Source organism: Allorhizobium sp. GW101-3B10 (assembly GCF_059424725.1).
In genome coordinates this window covers 223,931-247,627 of sequence record NZ_JBWKZR010000001.1, presented here as the reverse complement: position 1 = coordinate 247,627, position 23,697 = coordinate 223,931, and the positions used below count along the sequence as shown (strand labels likewise).

The 23,697-nt window shown below is 63.2% G+C and carries 20 protein-coding genes; 6 read left to right on the top strand and 14 right to left on the bottom strand.

The annotated features are described in order from the left end of the window. From AC07Y0_RS01165 to AC07Y0_RS01140, 6 genes are all read right to left on the bottom strand, one after another. Positions 1-1,005: an ABC transporter permease subunit gene (locus AC07Y0_RS01165; protein WP_498673710.1), complete on the bottom strand. Its 1,005-nt coding sequence runs from the start codon at positions 1,003-1,005 to the stop codon at positions 1-3. Positions 1,006-1,191: 186 nt separating this feature from the next. Further along, positions 1,192-2,790, bottom strand: coding sequence for an ABC transporter substrate-binding protein (locus tag AC07Y0_RS01160; protein ID WP_498673707.1), 1,599 nt, complete (start codon positions 2,788-2,790; stop codon positions 1,192-1,194). Between the two features lie 429 nt (positions 2,791-3,219). Then, a complete protein-coding gene (locus AC07Y0_RS01155; RefSeq protein ID WP_498673704.1) occupies positions 3,220-4,407 on the bottom strand; it encodes an acetyl-CoA C-acyltransferase in 1,188 nt (395 codons plus the stop codon). 70 nt (positions 4,408-4,477) lie between these two features. Further along, positions 4,478-5,668, bottom strand: a complete 1,191-nt coding sequence (bktB, locus tag AC07Y0_RS01150) for a beta-ketothiolase BktB (protein ID WP_498673703.1) — start codon at positions 5,666-5,668, stop codon at positions 4,478-4,480. Between the two features lie 254 nt (positions 5,669-5,922). Next, positions 5,923-7,101 carry a LysR family transcriptional regulator gene (locus tag AC07Y0_RS01145; protein WP_498673701.1) on the bottom strand — a complete coding sequence of 393 codons (1,179 nt, stop codon included), beginning with the start codon at positions 7,099-7,101 and terminating at the stop codon, positions 5,923-5,925. Then, positions 7,098-7,985, bottom strand: a complete 888-nt coding sequence (locus AC07Y0_RS01140) for a DUF1932 domain-containing protein (RefSeq protein WP_498673699.1) — start codon at positions 7,983-7,985, stop codon at positions 7,098-7,100. Before AC07Y0_RS01140 ends, AC07Y0_RS01145 begins: the two co-directional genes overlap by 4 nt. Positions 7,986-8,140: 155 nt before the next feature. On the opposite strand from AC07Y0_RS01140, the gene AC07Y0_RS01135 reads away from it, so the two are divergent. The 6 genes from AC07Y0_RS01135 to AC07Y0_RS01110 all read left to right on the top strand — a co-directional run bounded on the left by AC07Y0_RS01135 (position 8,141) and on the right by AC07Y0_RS01110 (position 15,660). Beyond that, a complete protein-coding gene (locus tag AC07Y0_RS01135; protein ID WP_498673698.1) occupies positions 8,141-8,887 on the top strand; it encodes a PIG-L deacetylase family protein in 747 nt (248 codons plus the stop codon). A 9-nt stretch (positions 8,888-8,896) separates the two neighbouring features. Then, on the top strand, positions 8,897-9,850 hold the full coding sequence (locus AC07Y0_RS01130; protein WP_498673696.1) for a VOC family protein: 954 nt from the start codon (positions 8,897-8,899) through the stop codon (positions 9,848-9,850). Position 9,851: 1 nt separating this feature from the next. Continuing rightward, positions 9,852-10,523, top strand: a complete 672-nt coding sequence (locus AC07Y0_RS01125; RefSeq protein WP_498673694.1) for a 4-carboxy-4-hydroxy-2-oxoadipate aldolase/oxaloacetate decarboxylase — start codon at positions 9,852-9,854, stop codon at positions 10,521-10,523. Further along, on the top strand, positions 10,516-11,598 hold the full coding sequence (locus AC07Y0_RS01120) for a 4-oxalomesaconate tautomerase (protein WP_498673692.1): 1,083 nt from the start codon (positions 10,516-10,518) through the stop codon (positions 11,596-11,598). Before AC07Y0_RS01125 ends, AC07Y0_RS01120 begins: the two co-directional genes overlap by 8 nt. A 119-nt stretch (positions 11,599-11,717) precedes the next feature. Next, positions 11,718-13,892 carry a glycoside hydrolase family protein gene (locus AC07Y0_RS01115; RefSeq protein ID WP_498673690.1) on the top strand — a complete coding sequence of 725 codons (2,175 nt, stop codon included), beginning with the start codon at positions 11,718-11,720 and terminating at the stop codon, positions 13,890-13,892. A 142-nt stretch (positions 13,893-14,034) separates the two neighbouring features. Then, complete coding sequence (locus AC07Y0_RS01110; protein WP_498673688.1) at positions 14,035-15,660, top strand: hypothetical protein; 1,626 nt, start codon at positions 14,035-14,037, stop codon at positions 15,658-15,660. A 76-nt stretch (positions 15,661-15,736) separates the two neighbouring features. Here the strand turns inward: AC07Y0_RS01110 and AC07Y0_RS01105 are convergent, their stop codons facing one another. Genes AC07Y0_RS01105 through AC07Y0_RS01070 form a run of 8 tightly spaced genes read right to left on the bottom strand, consistent with a single transcriptional unit; the run spans position 15,737 to position 23,687 of the window. Next, on the bottom strand, positions 15,737-16,642 hold the full coding sequence (locus AC07Y0_RS01105) for a glycosyltransferase family 2 protein (RefSeq protein WP_498673686.1): 906 nt from the start codon (positions 16,640-16,642) through the stop codon (positions 15,737-15,739). A gap of 18 nt (positions 16,643-16,660) precedes the next feature. Next, entirely contained in the window at positions 16,661-17,221 is a 561-nt protein-coding gene (locus tag AC07Y0_RS01100) for an LbetaH domain-containing protein (protein WP_498673684.1), read from the bottom strand. Positions 17,222-17,245: 24 nt separating this feature from the next. Then, a complete protein-coding gene (locus AC07Y0_RS01095) occupies positions 17,246-18,265 on the bottom strand; it encodes an FAD-binding protein (protein ID WP_498673683.1) in 1,020 nt (339 codons plus the stop codon). Positions 18,266-18,288: 23 nt separating this feature from the next. After that, a complete protein-coding gene (locus AC07Y0_RS01090; RefSeq protein WP_498673682.1) occupies positions 18,289-19,482 on the bottom strand; it encodes a polysaccharide pyruvyl transferase family protein in 1,194 nt (397 codons plus the stop codon). Then, positions 19,483-20,097 carry an acyltransferase gene (locus AC07Y0_RS01085; protein ID WP_498673680.1) on the bottom strand — a complete coding sequence of 205 codons (615 nt, stop codon included), beginning with the start codon at positions 20,095-20,097 and terminating at the stop codon, positions 19,483-19,485. Further along, complete coding sequence (locus AC07Y0_RS01080; RefSeq protein WP_498673679.1) at positions 20,094-21,236, bottom strand: glycosyltransferase; 1,143 nt, start codon at positions 21,234-21,236, stop codon at positions 20,094-20,096. Before AC07Y0_RS01080 ends, AC07Y0_RS01085 begins: the two co-directional genes overlap by 4 nt. After that, a complete protein-coding gene (locus AC07Y0_RS01075; RefSeq protein ID WP_498673677.1) occupies positions 21,223-22,491 on the bottom strand; it encodes an O-antigen ligase family protein in 1,269 nt (422 codons plus the stop codon). The genes AC07Y0_RS01080 and AC07Y0_RS01075 overlap by 14 nt, the downstream gene beginning before the upstream one ends. Then, positions 22,488-23,687 (bottom strand): glycosyltransferase family 4 protein, encoded by a 1,200-nt coding sequence (locus AC07Y0_RS01070; protein WP_498673676.1) that lies wholly within the window; start codon positions 23,685-23,687, stop codon positions 22,488-22,490. The genes AC07Y0_RS01075 and AC07Y0_RS01070 overlap by 4 nt, the downstream gene beginning before the upstream one ends. Positions 23,688-23,697: the final 10 nt, after the last annotated feature.

Below are 23,697 nucleotides of genomic sequence, written 5' to 3'. Positions count from 1 at the left end.
CTAGTGGCGGATGCGCGGGTTGATCAGGCCGTAGAGCAGATCAACGATGAGATTGACGACCATGATGATGCCGGCGATCAGCAACAGGCCGCCCTGGATCACCGGATAGTCGCGACGGAATACGCTGTCGACCATCCACTTGCCGATGCCCGGCCAGGAGAAGATCGTCTCGGTCAGGATGGCGCCGGCGAGCATGACGCCGATCTGCAGGCCGATCGTGGTGATGACCGGGATCATGGCGTTGCGGAGCGCATGCAGCCCGACGACGCGCAGCGGCGACAGGCCCTTGGCACGCGCCGTGCGGATATAGTCCTCGGACAGGACTTCCAGCATGGCCGAACGGGTCTGGCGGGCAATGACGGCAAGCGGGATGGTGGCCAGCACGATCGACGGCAGGGCGAGATGGCTGAGCGCCGACACGAAGGCGCCCTTCTGGCCCGACAACAGCGAGTCGATCAGCATGAAGCCGGTGACCGGCGGGAAGAAGAACATCAGCGAGATGCGTCCCGACACCGGCGTCCATTGCAGCATGCCGGAGAACAGGATCATCAGCAGCAGGCCCCACCAGAAGATCGGCATGGAATAACCCACCAGGGCGACGCCCATGACCGACTGGTCGAAGAAGGATCCGCGCTTGATCGCCGCGATCACGCCGGCCGGAATGCCGAGCACGATGGCGATGATGATGGCGCACAGCGACAATTCTACCGTCGCCGGGAACAGCGCCAGGAATTGGTCGAGGATCGGCGACTTGGAGACGATCGAAGTGCCGAAATCGCCGGTGAGCACGCCGCCCAGATAGTCGAAATATTGGATGACGATGGGCCGGTCGAGACCGAGATTGGCACTGATCTCGGCGTGCCGTTCGGGCGACATCACGCGCTCGCCCGATAGAAGGGCGACCGGATCGCCCGGCAAAAGTCGGATGAAGGCGAAGGCGATGACGGAAACCCCGATGAAGGTCGGGATCAGAACGGCGATCCGCCGCAAGAGAAAGCCAAACATAGTGGACCTGCTGTTGTTCTTCTTGGAGGTCTGTGGTCGCTGTAAACGCAGCGGGCGTATCATGACCCGGACGATCTTTTATCCGTTCCGGGCGTTCACGGGCCAACCGTGACTATCGGTCGTTCGTAATGCAATCGCCGCGGGACAGGCAAGCTGTCCCGCGGCAAAATTCAACAGGATCGACCGTTACTCGGCGATATCCACGTTTTCGAAGGTGAAGTCACCGAGCGGGCTCTGAACGAAGCCCGAGACTTCCTTGCGCATCGGAACGACGGACAGGGAGTGGTCGATGGTGGCCCACGGAGCTTCGCGCTTGAAGATCAGCTGGGCTTCTTCGTAGAGCTTCGTGCGCTCGGCCTGATCCGAAGTGATCTTGGCCTTCTTCACCAGGGCGTTGAACTCCTCGTTGCACCACTGAGCGCGGTTGTTGCCGCCTACGGCTTCGCAGCCGAGCAGCGTGTCGAGGAAGTTGTCCGGATCGCCGTTGTCGCCGGTCCAGCCGAGCATGACGGCGCCGTCACGATCCTTGGCCTTCGAACGGTCGAGATATTCGGCCCATTCGTAGGAGACGATCTCGACCTTGACGCCGACCTTGGCGAAGTCGTCCTGCATGATTTCGGCCGCACGGCGGGCGTTCAGCATGTAGGGACGCGAAACCGGCATGGCCCAGATCTTCATCGAGAGATCCTTGACGCCGGCTGCTTCGAGTTCCTTCTTGGCAGCGTCGAGATCGTAGGCGTCGTCCTGGGTCGCGTCGTTGTAGGACCACATGGTCGGCGGGATCGGGTTCTTGGCCGGCGTTGCCATGCCCTGGAACACGGCGTCGACGATGGCGGGCTTGTTGATCGCCTTGTTCAGCGCCTTGCGGACTTCCGGCTTGTCGAACGGAGCCTGGGTCGTGTTGTAGGCGAGGTAGGCGACGTTCAGGCCTTCCTGTTCCATGACGGTCAGGGTCGGGTCGGTCTTCATCGCGGCAACGTCGGCAGCGTTCGGGAACGGCATCAGGTGGCATTCGCCGGCCTTGAGCTTCTGGTAGCGAACGGCGGCGTCGGTGGTGATGGCGAAGACGAGGTCGTCGATCTTCGGAGCGCCGCCCCAGTAGTCGGCGTTCTTCTTGTAGCGGATGACGGCGTCCTGCTGGTAGCCGACGAAGATGAACGGACCGGTGCCGACCGGCATCTGGTTCAGCTGTTCCTTCTTGCCGTCGGCTTCGAGCTTGTCGGCATATTCCTTCGAAACGATCGAGGCGAAGGGCATGGCGAGGTTGGCGAGGAATGGCGCTTCCGGACGGTTCAGCGTGAACTTGACGGTCAGGTCATCGACCTTCTCGATCGACTTGATCAGTTCCGGGAAGCCCATGCCGGCGGCATATTCCCACGAGGTGCCGGCGACGTACTGGGCCCACGGATGGTCGGCCTTGATCTGGCGCTCGAGCGAGAAGATGACGTCGTCCGCGTTCAGCTCGCGGCTCGGGGTGAAGAATTCGGTGGTGTGGAACTTGACGCCCGGACGCAGCTTGAAGGTGTATTCGGTGCCTTCGGCGTTGACTTCATAGCTTTCCGCCAGACCGGCTTCCGCTTCGGTCGTGCCAGGCTTGAATTCCATCAGGCGGCTGTAGACCGGATGGGCCGAGGCATCGAAGGTGGTGCCGGCGGTGTACATACCCGGATCGAAGCCTTCCGGCGAGCCTTCCGAGCAGTAGACGAAGGTCTTGGCACTTGCGGCGCTGGAAAGGAAGGTGGCCGCGAGCAGAGCCGCTGCGGCAAAACCGAACTTGTACTTCATGACATTCTCCCCTTTGCGCTTGTCCGGCCGAGCCGGATGCGCTGGTTTCTGTATTGAACGGCGCGCCCCAAAATCGCGCCATGGTTCTTATGTCCGTGATGTCCACCACGAAGCCCGGAGCCGTCCGAACAGAGCCGTCCCGGGCATCCGAAGCGCTTGCGCTCCTCCGCCCGATGGCCGTGATCGTCGACACACTCCCTTCGTCTTATCCGTTGTTGCACACTTGTAAAGAGACTTTTTGCCGCAATTTTGCTGCATGTTGGACAAATTTTCGTAATTTCGCGACTTCTCTAGACGTTTCGCATTGCAGCAAATCGTCGCAAAACCGAAAGGAAATCGAACTTTGGCCATATGACCAGCTCGCGGGGATGATGCCGCGCACAGCGATGGCGGGCTGCCGCCCGCCGGTTCCAGGCTAGCGCTTCAGCGTCAGCAGAGCTCGACGGCGATGGCGGTCGCCTCGCCGCCGCCGATGCACAGGGTTGCCATGCCGCGGCTCTGGCCATGGCGACGGAGCGCCGCCAGCAGCGTGACGATGACGCGCGCGCCCGAAGCACCGATCGGATGGCCGAGCGCGCAGGCCCCGCCATGCACGTTGACCTTGTCATGCGGCAGGTCGAGGTCGCGCATCGCCGCCATCGCGACGACGGCGAAGGCCTCGTTGATCTCGAACAGATCGACGTCCTTCAGCGACCAGCCGGTTCGCTCGGAAAGCTTTTGCAGCGCGCCGATCGGCGCGGTGGCAAAAAGACCGGGCGCCTGGGCATGCGTGGCATGGCCACGGATAACCGCAAGCGGAGTAAGCCCCATCGCCTCGGCGCGGGAACGGCGCATCAGCACCAGGGCTGCGGCCCCGTCCGAAATCGAACTGGAATTGGCGGCCGTCACCGTGCCGCCCTCGCGGAAGGCGGGCTTGAGCGTCGGGATCTTCTCGGGCCTGGCCTTGCCCGGCTGTTCGTCGCGGTCGACCACCTGCTCGGCCTTGCCGGTGCGCACCGTGACAGGCACCACCTCTTCCCGGAAGGCGCCAGTGTTGATCGCCCTCACCGCCCGCTCGAGCGAGGCGATCGCGTATTGGTCCTGGGCTTCGCGGGTGAACTGATAGGTCTCGGCGCAATCCTCGGCAAAGGTCCCCATCAGCCGGCCCTTGTCATAAGCGTCTTCCAGCCCGTCGAGGAACATGTGATCGATGACACGCCCGTGACCGAGACGGTAGCCGCCGCGCGCGCGGTCGAGCAGGTAGGGGGCGTTGGTCATGCTCTCCATGCCGCCGGCGACGCAGATCTGCGCGCTGCCGGCGAGGATCAGGTCATGGGCCAGCATCGCCGCCTTCATGCCCGAGCCGCACATCTTGTTGACCGTGGTCGCGCCCGTCGAGAACGGCAAGCCGGCGCCAAGTGCGGCCTGACGCGCCGGCGCCTGTCCCTGCCCTGCGGGCAGCACGCAGCCGAAGACCACTTCGTCGACTGCATCGGCCGGTACGCCGGCGCGCTCGAGCGCCGCGCGGATTACCGCCACGCCGAGTTCGGAGGCCGTCATTGCGGCGAGCGCGCCCTGGAAACCGCCCATCGGCGTGCGGGCGGAACCAACGATGACGACCGGATCGTCGATGACCATGTCACTCTCCCTAGTCAACATCCAAGACACTTACCACATCGACCGGCGCGTCGGACACCGACCCGGCGGGTCAGCCGTGCGCCGGGTTCTCGACGATCACCGCGATGCCTTGCCCGCCGCCGATGCACATGGTGGCGAGGCCATAACGCCCGCCGGTGCGAATGAGTTCATAGATCGTCTTGATCAGGATGATCGCACCCGATGCACCGACCGGGTGGCCAAGCGCGATCGCGCCACCATTGGGATTGACCTTCTCCGACGCAAAGCCGAGTTCCGCCGAAACGGCACAGGCCTGCACGGCAAAGGCCTCGTTGGATTCGATGACGTCGATGTCGGAGACCTTCAGGCCCGCGCGCGACAGCGCCTGCTTGACCGCCGGCACGGGGCCAAGGCCCATCACCTCGGGAGCAACGCCGCCGAGACCACAAGCGACGATGCGGGCAAGCGGCCTGACGCCGCGAGCCGCCGCCACGCCCTCTTCCATCAGCACCACGGCGGCGCCGGCATCGTTAAGACCGCTGGCATTGCCAGCCGTGACCGTGCCCTCCTTGCGGAAGGCGGGGCGCAGCTTCGCCAAATCCTCGGGCTTTACATCGGCGCGCACATGCTCGTCGGTATCGAAGACGAACTCCTTGCGGCCCTGCTTGACGGTGAGCGGCAGGATCTGCTCGGCAAAACGGCCCTCGGCGATGGCGTGCGCCGCACGCCGGTGCGATTCGAGCGCGAAGGCGTCCTGGGCGGCGCGGTCGATGCCGGTCCGTTCGGAAATATTCTCGGCGGTGATGCCCATGTGGCCGTTGCCGAAGGGATCGGTGAGCGCGCCGATCATCATGTCGACGGCGAGCGTATCGCCCATCTTCTGGCCGTGCCGGGCCTGGGTCAGCAGATGGCCAGCCCGGCTCATGCTTTCCGCACCGCCGGCGAGCGTGATGTCGGCATTGCCGAGCATGATCTGCTCGGCGGCGGTGACGATCGCCTGCAGGCCGGAGCCGCAAAGGCGGTTGAGCGTCAGGGCCGGAACGGTTTCCGGCACGCCGGCGCGGATCGCGGCGACGCGGGAAATATACATATCCTCGGGAGCGGTATGAATGACATGACCGAACACCGTCTGGCCGATCTCGGACGGCGAAATGCCGGCACGCGCGATCGCCTCGCGGGCAACGCCGGCGGCGAGATCGCAGGGCGAGATCCCCGCCAGGGAACCACCGAAGTCGCCGATGGCGGTGCGAACGCCCGAGGCGATGACAACTGTTCTGCTCATGGTCCTGTCCTTCTCCCGATGCCCGCTGGCGGGCTGAAAACCTGATCCCGACGGCGACCCGCGATCAACGCGGCGCTCGTCCCTGCCATTGGCCGTACATCCTCCAAGCCCCGGCCCGCAAGCCCCGAAACCTTGTCATCGGTTTCGCAGGCCCTGAAGATCCGAGCAATGGGAGGGGATCTCGTTTGCGGGGCGTCTCAGGTGTCCTCAAGAGGAGAAGACGCATGGTGACATAAGGCGCCGGGCTGGCCGTCTCAGTCGGCGCCGGGCGCCACTTCGGCGACCAGTCGGAGCATCAGGCTCTGCGCCGACGTCGGCCGCCAGTTCTCCCGGTAGGTGAGGCCGATCGGGCGCACGAGATGGTCGGTCGGATAGGTAAGCGAAACAAGCAGCCCGTGATCGCATTCGCGTTGCGACTGGTGCCGCGACAGGCAGCCAAGATGCTGGCTCTCGTTCAAAAGCTCGCGCATCAGCAGCAGCGATCCAGACTCGATCAGCCGCCGCGGCGGCTCCTTGCCGGCCGAAGTGAAGATCGTCTCGAACTGCTCCCGTGTCGGCGTGCCGAGGCGCGGAACGACCCAAGGATAACCCAGCAGATCCTCGACGGTGATATCGGTCCGCGAAGCGAGCGGATGATCCGGCCCGGCAAGCAGGGCCAGCCGATCATCGAACAGGCGCCTCTGCACCACGTCGCCGATCGGCGCCGGTTCGCGCAACGCACCGACGAGAAAATCGATCGCGCCGCGCCGCAGGGCTCCAAGCAGTTCGTCATAGGGGCCGTCGTGGATGCGCACCGGATAGGTCGGCTGCTGCTGGCGAAACCGCGCAAGCGCCCGCGGCAGCAGGACGGATCGTGCCAGAGGCATGGCCCCGATGACGATCGCCCCGGCTTCCCCGCCATTGAACTCGGCCAGTTCCGCATCGGCCTGGTCGAATTCATAGACCGCCAGCCGGGCCGCCTGGGCCAGCGCCTGGCAGAGCCGCGTCGGCAGGATGCCGAAGGAGGTGCGCTCGAACAGGCTGCGAGCCGCCGCCTGCTCGATCTGGGTGACGGCGCGATGGACGGTCGGCTGGGCAAGCCCGAGACGGCGGGCGGCGAGCGTGAAATTCTCGCTTTCGCTGACGGCGACGAGCGCCTGGAGCTGTGCGAAGCTCAACGACAAACGCAACCTCGGCGAGATGTCGTTCAGCACCGGATCGAGCAGGGCGAAGGCGCTTTCCACGCGGGCGAGGAGAACCTCGCCGCGCGGCGTGAGGAAGAAACCGTGGCGGCTGCGCTCGAACAGTGCGCCGCCGGTCTCGCGCTCCAGCTTGTTGATCGCCTGGGTCACAGCCGGCTGCGAGATGTGCCATCTCTCCGACGTGAGCGTGAGCGATTTCAGTTCCGCAACCCCGGCAAACAGTCTCAGGTGTCTGAGGTTTCGCGAAATCATAGCTTGCTCAGGATCGCATCGCTTCGTCGCGCCAGGTCATCCTCTCCGGGGGCAACGTCGAGCGACGACACCAGCCTCTGCCACTCGATGGTGCCCCGGCTCATCCAGTCGGGCAGACCGAAGGCCCGCAGCGTGATGCAGACTTCCTCGACCTCGGCGGCGCGTCTCGCACCGTGCACCATCATGCGCTCCAGATTGTAGGAGCCCCGCGCGCGCCAGTCGATGCCGGGATCGGACGCCTGGAGCGACGCGAGGACCGCATCCTCGACGCCGGCGCGCCGCGCCGCGAGGAGGCATTCCGTCGTCAGCGCCTCCAGCCCCTTGATCATGACGGAGCGCAACATCTTGATGCTCGATGCATCGCCGACCTTCGGACCGGACACGCTCGGTCGCATACCCAGCCGTTTGATGAGAACCGCGGCCTGAGCCGCGTGGGGGCCGGCGAGCAGCAGCGGCACTTCATGACGCTTGGGATAGACCGGTGCCATGACGGCGACATCGACATAGCGGCCGCCCGCGGCCTCGATGAGCGCGGCCGCCTGCTGCTTGGTCTGCGGCGCACAGGAATTGCAGTCGAGCCACAGAGCACCGTGCGCCAGATGCGGCGCACAGGCCCGCGCGACCTCCAATGCCTGGTCCGCCGTCACCACGCTGAAGATCAGGCCGGCGCCCTCGATCGCCTTCGTTGCGTCGGCGACCGGCTCCGCACCGGCACTTGCGCAGCGATCCAGAACCCGTCCGGCGGTCGCGGCATCGTGCAGTTTCAGGTCATAGGCTTTCGGCCGAACGGCTGGCGGCAGCGACCAGCCGGAGGCAAAGGCGTGGCCCGCCTCGCCGAAACCGACCAGAGCAATACTGGGAAACTCATCCGCAATCTCGGGCATCTGAACCTCGTCTTTCTGTGGGACGACTGTGGCAAATCCCACCGGTCATTACCAGAGACTATAGCCTGAACTTATGGAGCGCCTCAGCCTTTCGATTTGATCTGACGCCCCGCGGGTAGCATGCCTAGGTGACCAAGGATCAGGGAGGCACGACGATGTCCAAGGAAGACGTGGCGGGCAAAACCGCCCTGGTGATCAGCGCCCACGCGGCTGATTTCGTCTGGCGCTGCGGCGGCGCGATCGCGCTGCATGCGCAGCTCGGCTACGCAGTTACAGTGGTGTGCCTTTCCTTCGGCGAACGCGGCGAAAGTGCGAAACTTTGGAAGCAGGAAGGCATGACGCTGGATCGTGTCAAGGACGCCCGCCGCGCCGAGTCCGAACGCGCGACACAAGCGCTCGGGGTACACGATCTCATCTGCATGGACCTCGGCGACTATCCGCTGGAACTCACCCGCGACGACAAGAATGCGTTGGTCGACGTGATCCGCAAGGTGCAGCCGCGCTTCATGCTCAGCCACTCCCAATACGATCCCTATAATACAGACCATATGTACGCGACGCAGGTGGCCCTCGAGTGCCGCATGATCGCCCAGGCCTGGGGCCACAATCCGGGGCAGAAGGTGCTCGGCGCGCCGCAGCTCTATCTCTTCGAGCCACACCAGACGGAGCAGATGGGCTGGAAGCCCGACACCTTCCTCGACATCACGCCGGTGTGGGAGAAGAAGCGCGCCGCCATCGAGTGCATGGAAGGCCAGGAGCACTTGTGGGACTATTACACCCGCGTCGCCATCAATCGCGCCAATCATTTCAAGCGCAATTCCGGCGGACAGTCGGGCGGCCGCGACTGCAAGTATGCCGAAGGTTTCCAGTCGGTCTTCCCGCGCACCGTCGACGAACTCTGAGGGACGGCCATGGAACCCTGCTTCGACATCGCCCATCTCGCCCATGTCGAGATGTATACCGACAAGTTCGAGGAAAGCCTCGATTTCTTCACCCGCGTCTACGGCCTGAAGCTTTCCGGACAGGACGATACCTCGGCCTATCTCAGGGCCTGGGACGACTATGAGTTCTGCTCGCTCAAGCTGACAAGATCCGACACGACGGGCGTGGGCCACGTCGCCTATCGCACCTCGAGCCCCGAGGCGCTGGAGCGTCGGGTGAAGGCCATCCTGGCGAGCGGCTACAAGGTGATCGGCTGGATCGACGGCGACCTCAGCCACCGACGCGCCTTCCGATTCGAAGACCCCTTCGGCCACGTCTTCGAGATCTACTGGGACACGGTGAAGTTCCAGGCGAAAGGCGCCGATGTGCCGGCGCTGAAGAACACAGCCTCGGCCTTTACCGGAGCCGCACCGCGCCGCCTGGACCACCTGAACCTCCTGTCCTCGGATGTCTCCGAATTCCGCCGGTTCATGCAGACCTGCCTCGGCAGCCGGGTGACCGAGATGATCCAGCTCGACAACGGCCGGATCGGCGGCTGTTGGTTCACCGTCAACAACAAGACCTACGACCTCGCCTGCACGGAGGAACATGGCGGCGGCGTGGGGCGCCTGCACCATGTCACCTATGCGACCGACCAGCGCGAGGACATACTGCGGGCGGCCGACCTCTTCCTGCAAAACGGCGTGCATATCGAGACCGGGCCGCACAAGCACGCCGTCCAGGGCACCTTCTTCCTCTATGTCTGGGAGCCGGCCGGCAACCGCGTCGAGCTTGCCAATTCAGGCGCGCGCCTCATCCTCCAGCCGGACTGGGAGCCGGTCGTCTGGACCGAGACCGACCGTAAGAAAGGACAGGCCTGGGGCCTGAAGACGATCGAGACCTTCCACACCCACGGCACGCCGCCGGTAAAGAAGGAGCACTGACATGGCCGTCGTCGTCCAGAACATCGAACGAGCCGATCCGGCCGTGATCGACGGCCTTGCCCGTGCAGGCGTCGCCACCGTACACGAGGCGCAGGGTCGCAGGGGCATGCTCGCAAGCTTCATGCGGCCGATCTTTTCCGGGGCGCAGATCGCCGGCTCGGCCGTGACAATTTCGGCACCGCCCGGTGACAACTGGGTGGTGCACATCGCCATCGAGCAGCTGAAAGCCGGCGACATCCTGGTGCTCGCCCCGACCAGCCCCTGCGACAACGGCTATTTCGGCGACCTGCTGGCGACGTCGGCTCAGGCCCGCGGCTGCCGCGGTCTGGTGATCGATGCCGGCGTGCGGGACATCCGCGATCTGACCGCGATGAATTTTCCGGTCTGGTCGAAGGCGATTTCGGCGCAAGGCACGGTGAAGGAGACGCTGGGCTCGGTGAACGTGCCGATCGTCTGCGCCGGCGCCGCCATCGAGGCCGGTGACGTGATCGTCGCCGATGACGACGGCGTGGTCGTCGTCCGCTGCGCCGAAGCGGCAAGCGTGCTCGAAGCCGCCGACAAGCGCCTCGCCGCCGAAGAGGCCAAGCGCAAGCGGCTGGCCGCCGGTGAACTCGGACTCGACATCTATGCCATGCGCGAGAGACTGGCAGAGAAGGGTCTGAAATATGTCTGAGGACGACCCGGACGGTATCTCCTGCCTCTGGATGCGCGGCGGCACCTCGAAGGGGGCGGTATTTCTTGCCCGCGATCTTCCGGCCGATCCGAGCGAACGGGACGACCTGCTTCTGCGCATCATGGGCTCCCCCGACGCCCGCCAGATCGACGGCATCGGCGGGGCCGATCCGCTGACGTCCAAGGTTGCTGTCCTTTCGCCCTCGACGCGTCCCGACGCCGATGTCGACTACCTCTTCCTGCAGGTCTTCGTCGATCAGGCCCTCGTGTCCGATGCGCAGGGCTGCGGCAACATCCTTGCCGCCGTCGGTCCCGCCGCCATCGAGCGGGGCTTGGTCGCGGCTCAGGACGGCGTGACGCCCGTGCGCATCCACATGCTGAACACCGGCGAGGTATCGGTGGCGCAGATCTCCACCCCCAGCGGCCGCGTCACCTATCGCGGCGATGCGCAGATCGACGGCGTTCCCGGCAGACACGCCGCGATACCGCTGCTGTTCCGGAACACCGAAGGCTCGATGTGCGGCGCGCTCCTGCCCACGGGGCGGGCATGCGACCGGATCGACGGAGTGGATTGCACGCTGATCGACAACGGCATGCCGATCGTCATCCTGCGCGCCGCGGATTTCGGCCTGACCGGCAGCGAAAACCGCGAGGCACTGGATGCCGATGCCGAACTGAAGGCCAGGTTGGAGGCAATACGGCTGAAGGTGGGGCCTCTGATGAACCTTGGGGATGTCAGGGATAGATCGGTGCCGAAGATGACGCTCGTCTCCCCTGCCCTGAACGGTGGCACGATCAACACGCGCAGCTTCATCCCGCATCGCTGCCACGCCTCGATCGGCGTCTTCGCCGCAGTCAGCGTGGCTACCGCCTGCACGATTCCAGGGTCTGTCGCGGCAGAACTCGCCATGCTGCCGTCCGACGGACGCTTTCTGATCGAACATCCGACCGGCGCCGCCGAAGTGCTGGTCCATCGGTCCACGACAGGCGAGATCCGGGGTGTCGGCACACTGCGTACAGCGCGGAAGCTGTTCGACGGGAAGGTGTTTCCAGCGCCGCCGTCGCCGCAAGTATAAGCCCCCGCAAGCTTCCTGTTGCAGCGCAGCAAACGAGCTGTCAGTTTGAAGCGCTGTGGCTTCTCACGGCAGCCCCGGCAAGCCTGCGCCGATGACGGCGCCCGAAAGGGAGACCGCCCATGACGTCAGTGTTCCTTTCAGCCATCAGCCGACGAGTGTCGGCGATTATCGGCACCGCTAGCGCATTACTTCTTCTGGCGGGACAAGCGGATGCGACACCGACGGTATTCTGGGCCAGCGACCCGGTGAAGCCCGGGCAGACGGTGCAACTGAGCGGCATCCACCTCGATCGCGTCGAGGCGGTCGAGGTTTTCCGGCTTCCGGATGCAACGGCGGATGCGGGAAGCGCCACTCTCCCGCCACAGCCGGCGGAGGTCCTGGCGAAGACCGAAAACACCCTCTCCTTCGTGCTTCCCGATGACCTGGAGCCTGGCGTGTATTCGGCAACCCTCAGTGGTGTCGAAGGTCCCGTAGTGGTCCAACTGAATGCGCCCGATGCCTACTGGGCCCAGGGCGACAGGGGGCCGGCGGCAAGCCCCGGCGGCTGGCTGAGGATTTCGGGCCGCAACATTGCCTTGAGCGAACAGGCAACCGTCAGACTGATCGCCCCTGACGGCCGCGAAACTGAGATAAGAGTCGAAAAACCTGACCCCTGGTCGGCGACCTTTGTCCTGCCGGCGGGTCTTTCGCCGAACACTTACAGCATGCGCCTGTGGAATGGTCGCGGAGATGCCACGGCTTGGCGAGAAGGGGGGAAGCTCGCGGTCGAGGCTGCCGAGCCAGCCAATCGGCCTGCGATGGAACTGTCGAGCCGGCAACCCGACGACCCCGACAACGACGATACTGCCCGCATCAACGCTGCGCTGACCGCGCTGGCCAAGCGTGGCGGCGGCACCCTCACGCTGCAATATGGCAATTATCGCTTGAGCGGCGCCCTGCATATCCCCGATGGCGTCTCGCTGAAGGGCGAGTCCCGGGATCTGGTGGCATTGATCTGGAAGGATACCGAGACTCCGCCCGATGCGCTCATTTCCGGGTTCAGCGACATCTCCGTGGAGGATCTGACGATCAATGCGGATCGCCATCGCCATATCATCAAGGCCGGCTTTTCCATCGATCCCAAGGGAGCGGACGGACGCAACATTTCGATCCGCCGTGTCACCGTTCGCGCTTCTTCCTTTCTGCGCCACCTGGAAACAGACGAGCCCATCAAACGGCTTGAGGCGATGCGCCGACATACCAAGACCGGCGTCGTCGGGCTCCTGCTGGCCGGCACCAACGTTGTCGTCGAAGATTGCGACATCCTCTCCTCAATGCGCCCATTCGTGCTGACGCGACCGGTCGGCGCGCGCGTCTCGGGCAATACGTTCCGAATTGGCAGACGCGGCTGGTACGGCATTTCGGCGCCGGACGGTGTGCTGTTCGAAGGCAACCATCTCATCGGTGCCGATCTTCAGGCGTCCGGTGGCGGGATCAACACGTTCGGCGGTCCTTTTGCGCGCAATGTCCTGATCCGCAACAACCGTTTCGAGACCATGTATGGTTGGGATCGGGAGGCGCTGACTTCCGACGGACCTGGCGGCTATTACCGCGGTCCGATCACGCCGCGATCCGGCAACACGGTTCAGATCAGCGCCGACGGGCTTGGCCTAGCGAAGGGTAGCAACTGGGAAGGCGCGGCGCTGTTCGTGCTGAAGGGCCGCGGGCTTGGCCTCATGGCGCGCGTGATGAAGCGCAATGGCGACCTGATCGAACTTGACCGTGATGTGGCAGGGCTGACGGACGCCGGAACGAAGGTCACCATCGCACCGCTTCAGGAGAACTATCTGATCATCGGGAACGCGTTTCAGGACGTCGGCGGCGCCCAGATTTTCGGCACGGGCTACAAACACGTGTTTGCCGGCAATCGCTCGCTCAGAAGCAACGGTTTTTCCGCGGTCTCGCTCGACTACCGCCACCCGCAACCGAACGTCTACATCCAGTTCCTTGGCAACGAAACCATGGCGTCCGGATTCAGACAGGCCTCCGGAATCTCCGTGACCGGCCGTCAATTCAAGGGTAACGACACGCTTTTGACCTTCGGCATCGTCATTCGGGAAAACCGGCTGCGCTCCGCCTCGACGATTCGCGTCGACGGACGCTCGCCCGTCGTGCCCTCGGTGCGCAATGTCCTGATCGAGCACAATGAGATCGAACGGACGGATATCGGCATTCAAATCGGCCCAGGTGTCGAAGAACTGATCATCCGGGGCAACGGCATGCACCAAGTTCACATGCCAGTGAAACAACCCTAGCAAGAACGCCACCCGCCATCGGCGAACAAAATTTCCGCCCGTTTTCCCCGCCCCTCCGCCTTGCCCCATAATCCGACGGAGCACGCGGCTGGCATTCCGGTGCCGGCGCGTCGGCCAGGCGCGAACGGAAGAGGATCGGGTGATGAATGACATGAGACTTGGGATTGGGCTCGACATGCGCGTCGGAGGCCGGAACATCGACAGCGCCCAATGGGCGCCGAAGGACGGCACGGGAAGACACCCGGCCTTGTTCCTCGACCTGGAGAACAACCGTGGTTGGTATGATGGCCGCATCTTTGCGACGGAAGCGGCAGCGCTCGCGGCAGCCGGCGGCACGGCTTCGGGCGGCGCGCGCAGGATCGGCGATCATGTCGCGACCGACGCGCCGGAATTGCTGCCGAACGGGGACCTGTCCCTCGGTGTCGGTGACTGGACGCCTCTCAACGGCGCGACAGTTGCCGTGGTCGCCGGCGAACTGGAAATGAGCGGCACCGGCCTCACCAATCCGACCGTGCGGTCGGGTGCAGCCTCAACCCAACAGGGCAAGGCCTATCGTGCGAAGGCCACCTACCGCAAGGGAACAGCCACTGGAACCCCGCTGGTCATTACCAGCCGCGCGTCGACAATGTCGCCGCAGAGCAATGCGATGCCTCCCAATACAACAACAATTCCTACCCCAGCCACAAGAACATTCGGCGGCGAAGGTTCGGCTCACTATCTCGGCCTGCGAACGGTCACCGGACCGGGCGGTACGGTCTACGGCGACAGTTTTTCGATCAAGGAAGCCGTGGCCTTTGCCGGGTTCTCAACGCCTGCCTTTGCCGCCATCGTCACGTTTCGCATGCCGTCCAGCCTTCCGCTCTCGATAAAGGTTCTCTTTTCCTTCGATGACGACGGTGCGCGCAACCGCTACCGCGCCGCGTTGAACGCGGATGGCACGATCAGCGTCGTTCTCGACAGCAACGGCACAAACCGGACCACCCACGAAATCGCCGCCAATCTCGTCACGCCGGGCGCAGAGCACACTCTCCATATCTCGTCCGACGGTTCGAGCCGCTTCCTCGTCGCGTTTGACGGCACCAGTCTCTACGGTCAGCAGGCCGGGTTCACGCCGGCGGGCGCGTGCTGGGTACGGCTCGGGGCCTCGCCCGCGGCCGGAGAGGAGTGGACCGGTACCGTTTTGTCTGCGGCGCTGTTCGCCCACGAATATGCCCCGCCGCGCTTCATTTGGGCGGTCGGCGACAGTTATGTGGCGGGAACGGGCGGCGCGTCGCTCGAGCAAGGGGTCGAGGCATCCGACGCAAGCCGCCTGGTCGTGTCATCAGGCGCGGGCGGCTCGGCCGTCGCGTCTCAACTCGCCACCATACGCAGCAATCCCGGCCTGCACGGATGCGTGTTGCTGCATTGGGATGGAGACTCCAACGGTGCGGATGCCGCCACCGACCCCGCGACTTTCGAGAGCATGGCCCAACTGGCAGCCCGGCATGTCTTTGTCGGCTCTGTGCGCCGGGCGAACCAATCGGCGGGTCAGTTGGCGGCAACGAACGCCCGCAACGACTGGCTGTCCTCGCGCTTCGGTATTCGCTACCTCGACCCGCACCCGACCCTGTATTCGCTTGCGACAGCATCTGCCGAAGACCTGGCCGCCGTGGCGGCCGGACACGCGCCTCCCTCCTGCCTGCAGGCAGACGGCACACATTTGACCGTCGCCGCCATGAATGGGGTATCCGCGGTGATCCTTGCCCGGATCGAAGCGCTCGGGTGGTGATCTGTGCAGACCAAGATGCGGCGGGAACCGGAGCGTCACGATCCCTTCTCCGCCACCAGGCCAAGCAGACGCGAAGCTAGATGGCAAGCCCGGTCAACTGCGCCAGGGCTTTTCGTTTCTCCTCGGGCGTTGGCAGAGACCGGATGGCTCTGTCGAACTCGAGGACCTTGGCGCCGACGAGGAAGCGATACCAGTAGCCCTGCAGGAAATGGTAGATCAGCCCTTCACGGCCATCGAGAAGGCCGAGCTGGATCACATAGCGGAACAGGAAGTATCCGAGCGTCGAGACCGAAAAAGGGATCCGGTTGTAGACACGCTCCTTGATGAAGCGCTTCACCGTCGCCTGCAGTGAAGTGCCTTTGCTTGTCAGCCCGGCATCCGTCGCGAACAGACCGTAACGCCGGTTGAGCACGTCGACAGCCTCGCGGGTGGCGTACTTATTGTGCTTGTCGGTAAAATAGCCGAGATCGTGAAGATTGTGGTCGCGGAACGGATTGTCGAACAGGACCGTGCGTCCGCCCCAGACGATGATATGTTCGTCCATCCAGCGATCCTCGACCCGCCCCTGCCCCCGCCGCCAGAGGCGCGTCAGGATCAGCGGATAGCGCCCACCATGCCGAATGAAGCGATCGAGGAAAATATGCTTGCGCTTCAGGTTGACGCCCGCGACGCCGGTCCCGAGCGTCGGCAGTTTCTCGGCGATCTCGCGCGCCAGTTCCGGCTCGATCACTTCGTCGGCATCAAGCCGCATGACCCAGTCCGAGGTGATCGCCGCATTGTCCAGACCCCACTGGAACTGCCGGGCCTGGTTCACGAACGGGTTTTGCAGCACCGTGGCACCGAGCGACCGGGCGATTTCCACGGTGCGATCCGACGAAAAGGAATCGATGACCAGAATCTGCGTGGCAAAAGAAGCCACGCTGTTGATCGCCCGGGCGATGTGAATTTCTTCGTTATAGGTGAGGATGAGGACGGAAACCACCGGGCACCTTTTCGCGCTTTACTGAGAGTTCTCTGAAATCTCGCGGACGCCCACTGATCGAGCGGGGTTGCCGACCATGATGTGCCAAGCGTCCACATCTCTCACGATCGCCGCGCGAGCCCCGACGACAGCCCCCTGCCCGATCGTCACCCCCGGCCCGATGAATGCTTCAGCCGCGACCCAAGCGTGGTCTTCTATAACGATCGGCCGCGCAAACAGTGGACGCGACATCCGCCGAATATCGTGGGATGCCGTGCACAAGAATGTCCGCTGGCTGACAGTCGTGTAGTCGCCCATCGTCAGAGGCCCGATGGTATAGCAGTCGACTCCATCCGCAAGACAAGCATAGTTGCCCATCGTCAGGTTCCAGGGCGCCCAGACGAAACAAGTAGGCGCGACGCGACTTCCCTTGCCTATTCGAGCACCGAACAAGCGCAGAATGAAGAGGCGCCATTTGTCGAGGGCAAAGCGTGGCGTCGGACGAAACAGAGTGTGGTATGCGAGTCCCCACATCAGGCGCCGCAAACGAAGACTTCGAGGCATTTCGTCATTGTAGAGCCGTTTGATCTCAGTCGTCATCGGGTCGCAGCCGCCCCCACCAAATCAGAATTCTTCGACAATTTCGTTCTCCAGAGGAATTTGTCCTGAGACCAAGTCCTCCATTTGCCGGATAAACCGAACCATCTCTGCCGTGCCCTGCCCACGATTAACCAGGCAATTCAGCGTCTTGTCGGAAAATGGTTGAAGAGAATAGTGCAGTGGAAAGCGCCTAAGAACGATGTCGTTGAGCCACTTCCTATTGATCGGTGACTCACGACGAAAAAGTTTGAACTCATAATTCAGAAAATAGTACCCCGCCGAAATCAGCTTGAAGATGCGATCGCGCCGACCGAGTGCGCGATAGGGAGAACCCGAGAATATGCTCCCGAGGTTAGGATACATGAAGTCTTGATACTTGTGCCGCTTTGCATGGTAAACTTCCATTTTGGCGAATATCTTCTGTGCATTGCCGCGGGGCGCTTGGAAGGTCGCAGAGCATACAAATCCGCCGGAAGCCTCGCGCCGAAGTACGGACGAACGATGCGACAGCTGAAGATCCGCGATTGTGAAGTATTGAACGCTTCCGTTTGGCAATGCCAGCTCAGCCCCGATGAGCTTGTCCTTTAGCTCAGCCCCGTAGGCCCCCGCGTTCATGAATATTCCTCCACCAATTGTGCCGGGAATACCTTCCAACCCCTCGAACCCCGTGAGCGAACTCAACAGGGCGGCACGCGCCAAATCAGGCATCATGGCACCGCCCTGAGCAACAATTCGTCCCACGTCGGCGTCCACGGTGATCTGCGTCATGCCTGCTGAGCAGATCAGAACCGGATAGTCTACCTCGTCGAGAAAGAGAAGATTCGAGGTATTGCCGATAGGCTTATAGGGGATCCCGTTTTCTGAAAGAAAACTAAGCAGCTCAGCAACCTGGGCCGAAAATAAGGGCTTTAGCAGCGCCTGCGCTCGTCCACCGGTTTTCATGTAGGTCAATTCTGAAAGGTCAACATCCCGGTCATAAGGGAGATGTTTTTCATCGCAAAAGCGATAAACCAAAGAGATAATATTCGCGGCGAGATACGCCATTACTAGGCCTCCGTCATGTGAGGTCAGACAATAGATTGATCTGGTGAGAGCAACTCAGCCGTTTGTTGTTCGATCTCCGAGGACAAGTATTCTCGTCCGGCCCTCTGTATTTCTCCAAGTCGTACCTGCACCCCCTCCCAGTCAATCTCTTGCCCCAGACGCCGGGACACGGCATCCCGGTCGCCCGCTTCGACGAAGCGGTCCATCAAGTCCAACTGCTGCAACAGGTTGCGGACGCGCTCGTTGAGCCCGCCCTTGGCGCCCGGCAGTCCGACGGTGAGGAACGGCTTGTTCAACAGGATGCTCAGCACGGTTCCGTGGAAGGAATTCGTCACGACGAAGGACGACTCCGCGATCATGGCCACCCAACCGGCCGGCGAGGGATAGACCGTCTGGCCGATCTCGCGCCAACGGCGGTGGACATTGTAGGGCGAGGCGATCGGCGCACCGGTCGACTGAGCGACAATCTCCGCCACCTCACGGATGCCATCGCCCGTGCGCAGCGCATAGCAGAAGACGTGGCCCGCGGGCACTGCCTCGGCCGTCTTCAGCAGGCTGGAAAAGTCCCCGAGCAGGATGGTCGGATCGGGTACGCTCACGGCCTCTCGGCCGGTAATCCTGCGAACGATATCAACGCCGCTCTGCTCGCGCACCGACAGCCCATGCATGCCGGAGAGATAATTCCTGACCTCCGTGTCGAAGGAAGGATCAAGGCTGGCCTTGCCGAAGCTCGGGGCATAGGCGATGCGGCGCGCACCGGCGGCATCGCTCATGGCGAGAAAATAGACGGCGTCGAGCCCCTTCTGGGCGGACGGGTTCCAGATCTGGTCGCTGCCGCAGACCAGAATATCGAAACGACCCTCGGGGCTGGCGAAAAAGGCTTCGACCTCAGTCTGGCTTTCCAGGCGTGGTCCGGTCACCCCGAGCACATGGCGGCGGAAGGTCTCGAACTGCTCGGCCTGAAGGCGGCTGCCGAACAGCCGCCGCTGGAATGTCGACAGACGAAGATAGGCAATCTTCAAATTCCGGCGAAACAGCGCCGGCTTGAAGATCTGCTCGAAATCGCCGCCCTCTTCCACATAGCGCGGATGATAGTTGACGAACTCGGCATTGTGCCCCTGATTGATCAGCCATTGCCGCAGGCCGTAGGCCTGCATCAGGGCTCCGAAGTTCTCGGAGAAATGGTAGGTGAGGATACCGATGCGCTTCTTGACCAATTAGGAGCTCCCTGTAGCGGGTACGGGCGCGCCACCATAGAGCAGCGCGTCCTGGCGAATGATGGCGGCTTCATCGAAGCGCATGCGGATCAGGCGGGCCGGATTACCGCCGACGATGGCATAGGGTTCGACGTCCTTCGTCACGACGGAACCGGCCGCGACCATCGCCCCGCGTCCGATCCGGACGCCGGCCCGTATGATCGCGCCATGCCCGATCCAGGCGTCCGCCTCGAAGACGGTCACGTGATGCGCCCAGCGAAAGGCCAGGCGCATCGGCGTCTCGGGATCATCCACGCCGTGGTCATTGGCGACGATGGTCACCCCGGTCGAAATCATGCAGAAGTCCCCGACGCAGATGGGACTGGGGGAACCGAAGCCGCGGCCGATATAGGCATACCGCCCCAGCCGGCTGCCGGCGGGAACCCGCGTTTTCAAGCCCAGCTGAAAACCATCGCCCATCTCGGCGAGGCGGTTCTTCCGGGTGAGATACCAGTTGACGATATGGCGCAGTCGGCGTTTGGCAGGCCGGTCCACGATCCGACGGCATTGATCGATCATTTCCGCCGACACCTGCATCGGCGCTGGGACGAGAGGTGCTGCGCCGCGTTTGCTCATGACCGTTCCTCCCGCAAACCGCAGACCTTTTCGATCGCCGCTTCGATCAGAATGCGCTGTTGTCGGGGATTCCAGTTGCCGGCGATCATGTCGTAGCAGGCCTTCCGCACTGCGGTTCGGTCCTTGCCGGACCGAAGCCACGCCTTGATCCTGCGCGCGAGATCGTCAGCATCGCCTCGTTTGAAAAAGTCGCCGGTTGCTCCCGGCAATATGGTCTCCACCTCCGGCATTTGTTGGTCGAGATCACCGTGGGTGATGGCCGGCGTCCCATAGCTCAAGCTGTGAATGACCGTGAGGCCGATCTTGCCGGGAGAAACCGTAAGGTCGGAAAAATAGATGAGGCGAGCCAGAATCTGCTCGTCGTAGCACGCGCCATAGAAATGCGCGCCGACACCCAGTTGGCGCGCCAGATCCTCGAGGGACTGCCGCTCAGCACCGTCACCGACCAGCAGCACATTGATCGGCCGCCCTTCGATCTTCAGCTTCGCCGCCGCCTGCAGCAGCAGATCGAAGCGGCAGAGCTTTGTCAGGCGTGCCGTGCAGATGATCAGCGGACGGTCCTTCTCGGCGAACAGATCCTGTGGACGCGGCAGCGCCTCCGCCCCGCTCTCGATCTGCGCCACGAGCACCTTGGCTCGCTCGAAATCCAGGCTGTTGTAGATCACCGTGATGCGATCCGCCGGGTAGCCAAGCGATATCCCGATCTTCCGAGAACGCTCCCCGTAGACCAGCATGTGATGCGCGAGCCGGAAATACAGGTTGCGGAACACCCGTTTGAAGACCGGCTCCGGCTTGAGCCATCCATGGGCCCAGAAGAAAACCTTCTTGCCCGTCAGGCGCCCGGCGATCGCCATCAGCCAGCTTGCCGGCATGTTCGGATTGGCAAGGATGATCAGGACGTCGCAACTGCGGTCGAGTACCGCGGGCCAATAGCCCTTGAGCAACCAGAGGCCATGCCAGACACGAAAATGGAGGGGCGTTACCGACACCTTGTCGTCGCCCGCGAAAGGAACGATCCCCGCCACCGGCTCGACGCCTGCAAAGAACCGATAGTCGTTCGCCCCGTTCTCCACGAATTCAAGCATGATCGGCCGCCGGTAGTGAGGGAACTGGTGATAGACCACGTTAACGCTCGGCATTGAGGACGTCCCTGCGAAGCGAATAGGTTTGTTCACGTCCCCTTCTCGTGAAGAGCAACCCCCATTCCGAGCGGTTCAGCAACACGCTGTATACGGGCACGACATAGGTGAATGTCACCCAGTCATAGGCCGTGCCATGCAGAAACAGGCGGGGCGAGTTCAGGATGAACAGCGCCGCAACGAACTTCTCGCAATCCGTGCCTCGCCGGAAAGCCTTGAACGCGACGAGGTAGGGAAGAACAAGGAAGGCGAAGGTGAAGGCGAGCCCGAAGAAGATGCCGAAATCCTGATAGGCTTGCAGCAAGGGAAAATCGAGTTGGCGGGTCCGATAACCCGCTCCGCCGAGCGGATTGCGCATGAAGTTGTCGAGGCCGATCTCCCGTGAAATCCGTCGCCCATGCGCCGATTGTTCGAAATCGGACTGGTCACCCGACAAGGTGCTGACACCGGACATCATCAGGTCCACGGTATTGGCAAGCCTGTCCCGAAGGCTGGGAACGCTGGAAAATACCAGAACCGCGAAGACGAATGCCGTGCCTGTATACAGCACGATACGCCGGAGCACCGATTTGCTGATTTTGTTAAGAAAATAGAGCCAGAAAACGGCCGCCGCCAGGCCGACGAGCACCGAGCGCGTACCACTACCCAGGATCACGATGATGGAAAGACCGAGCACGACGGCGGAGCGCAGCCAGGCCTTGCCCATGAAGACCATGGAGTAGAGCGCAGCGAGCGTGCCGCCGGCGATCGCGTAGGCGGTCAGCGTATAGGCGGAATTGTCGAAGGAGACGCGACCACGACCGCCGGAGTAGGAGAAGATCGCCTCGCGGTTGAAAGCGAGGAAGAACATGAGTTCGATCAGGCCGACCAGCAGGAAGCCGTCGACCAACCGTGACTTGGCGATATCCGCCTGGCTCATCAAGCCGAGATAGACCACGCCGAACAGCAGCCACAGGAAGATCTTGGTGTCCTGATGGTAATAGGCGGAACTCAGCGAAACCAGAAAATAGAGCAGGATCGGCAGGAGATAGAGCACGTGGTATACGGTCAGCGAAACGGCACGCTTGTAGGACGCGGCGAAGAGCATGCCCATGCCGATCGCCAGCGCTATGGCGATTTCGACGAAGCTGTCCTCGCCCGTGCCGCTCGTCCTCACCCAGGCGAGGATGTAGCCCGAATAGACCAGCGCCATGCCCACACCGGAGGCGAGCAGCAGCCGTGAAATCCAGACTGATCGCTGAGGTCGGTTGTTCACGCCTGCCTCCCTCCGGCCACGATATCGACGATGCGTCCCACCATCCTTTCACTGGTGAAATTTGCCAGCGCGTGCGCGCGGGCCGCCCGGCCGATGTCCGTGACACGCGGCAGATCGGCCAGAACGCGTCTCAGGGCGGCGACGAAAGCCGCCTTGTCCGGCCCCTGGATGTGCCACCCGGTTTGCCCGTCGATCACGGTTTCGCCCGGACCGCCTGCCTTGTGGGCGAGCACCGGCTTGCCGAGCATCATCCCCTCGATGACCGAAAGCCCGAACGGCTCCGGGTCGAGCCGGCTGTTCACCACCACGTCGCAGATCTTGTAGTAGGACGCCACATCGCTCACCGGTCCCGTGAAATGCACGCGGCCGGCAAGGCCGTGGCCCTGGACGAAGGTCCGCAGTTCGGTGGCATAGGTGCTGTCAAGTGGCCCACCACACAGCAGGAGGTGAACGCGAGCAGCCTCCTCGCCAAGGTCCGAAAGGGCTTCGGCAAGCCGCCGTTGTCCCTTCTCCGCCACCATCCGGGCAAACACACCAAGCACGACGGCATCCTCCGGGATCCCGAGATCCGCGCGCCGGACGCCCCCCGGAACGGCCGGATCGAATTCGGCCGGATTGATGCCGAGATGGCAGACGTGCCGTTCGAAGCCTCCGGGACCGAGCGTCGTGTCGGTGAACCGGCTGTTGGCGATCGGCACGACGTTCAGATGTCGGAACACGAAGCGATAGACGCGCCGATTGAGATTGAAGGGATAACCGGAGCTGATCGCATTCGGCATCAGCCAGTAGGCGCGAATGCCCGAAAGCCCGGCCGCGAGCCCTGCAAGCGGGACTTCGAGCGGGCTCTGGAGAACGAGCGTTCCGGCTCCGACACGGCCAAGCTCGGCGCGCAACGCGCGCAGGACTTTCAACTGCGTGGCCCCCCGGCTCAACAACTGGCGATACTTGTTGATCCCGCCACCGACCATCGGCGGTGCGGATCTAGCATCGAGATAGGTCACAGCGGTGCCTGAATCCTCAAGGGCCGCGCCCATCTCCCCGCGTCGCAGAACGACAGCAGCCGACGGGATATCTCGCGCCTGCAACCCGCGGAACAGTTCGAGCCACGAGCGGCGAACGCCATAGCCCTCGGTGCCGAGCACCAGGCCAAGCACGGGATCGTTCCCGGCCGCTGTCGTCGTTCCGCTCGTCTTCATCAAGGCGATC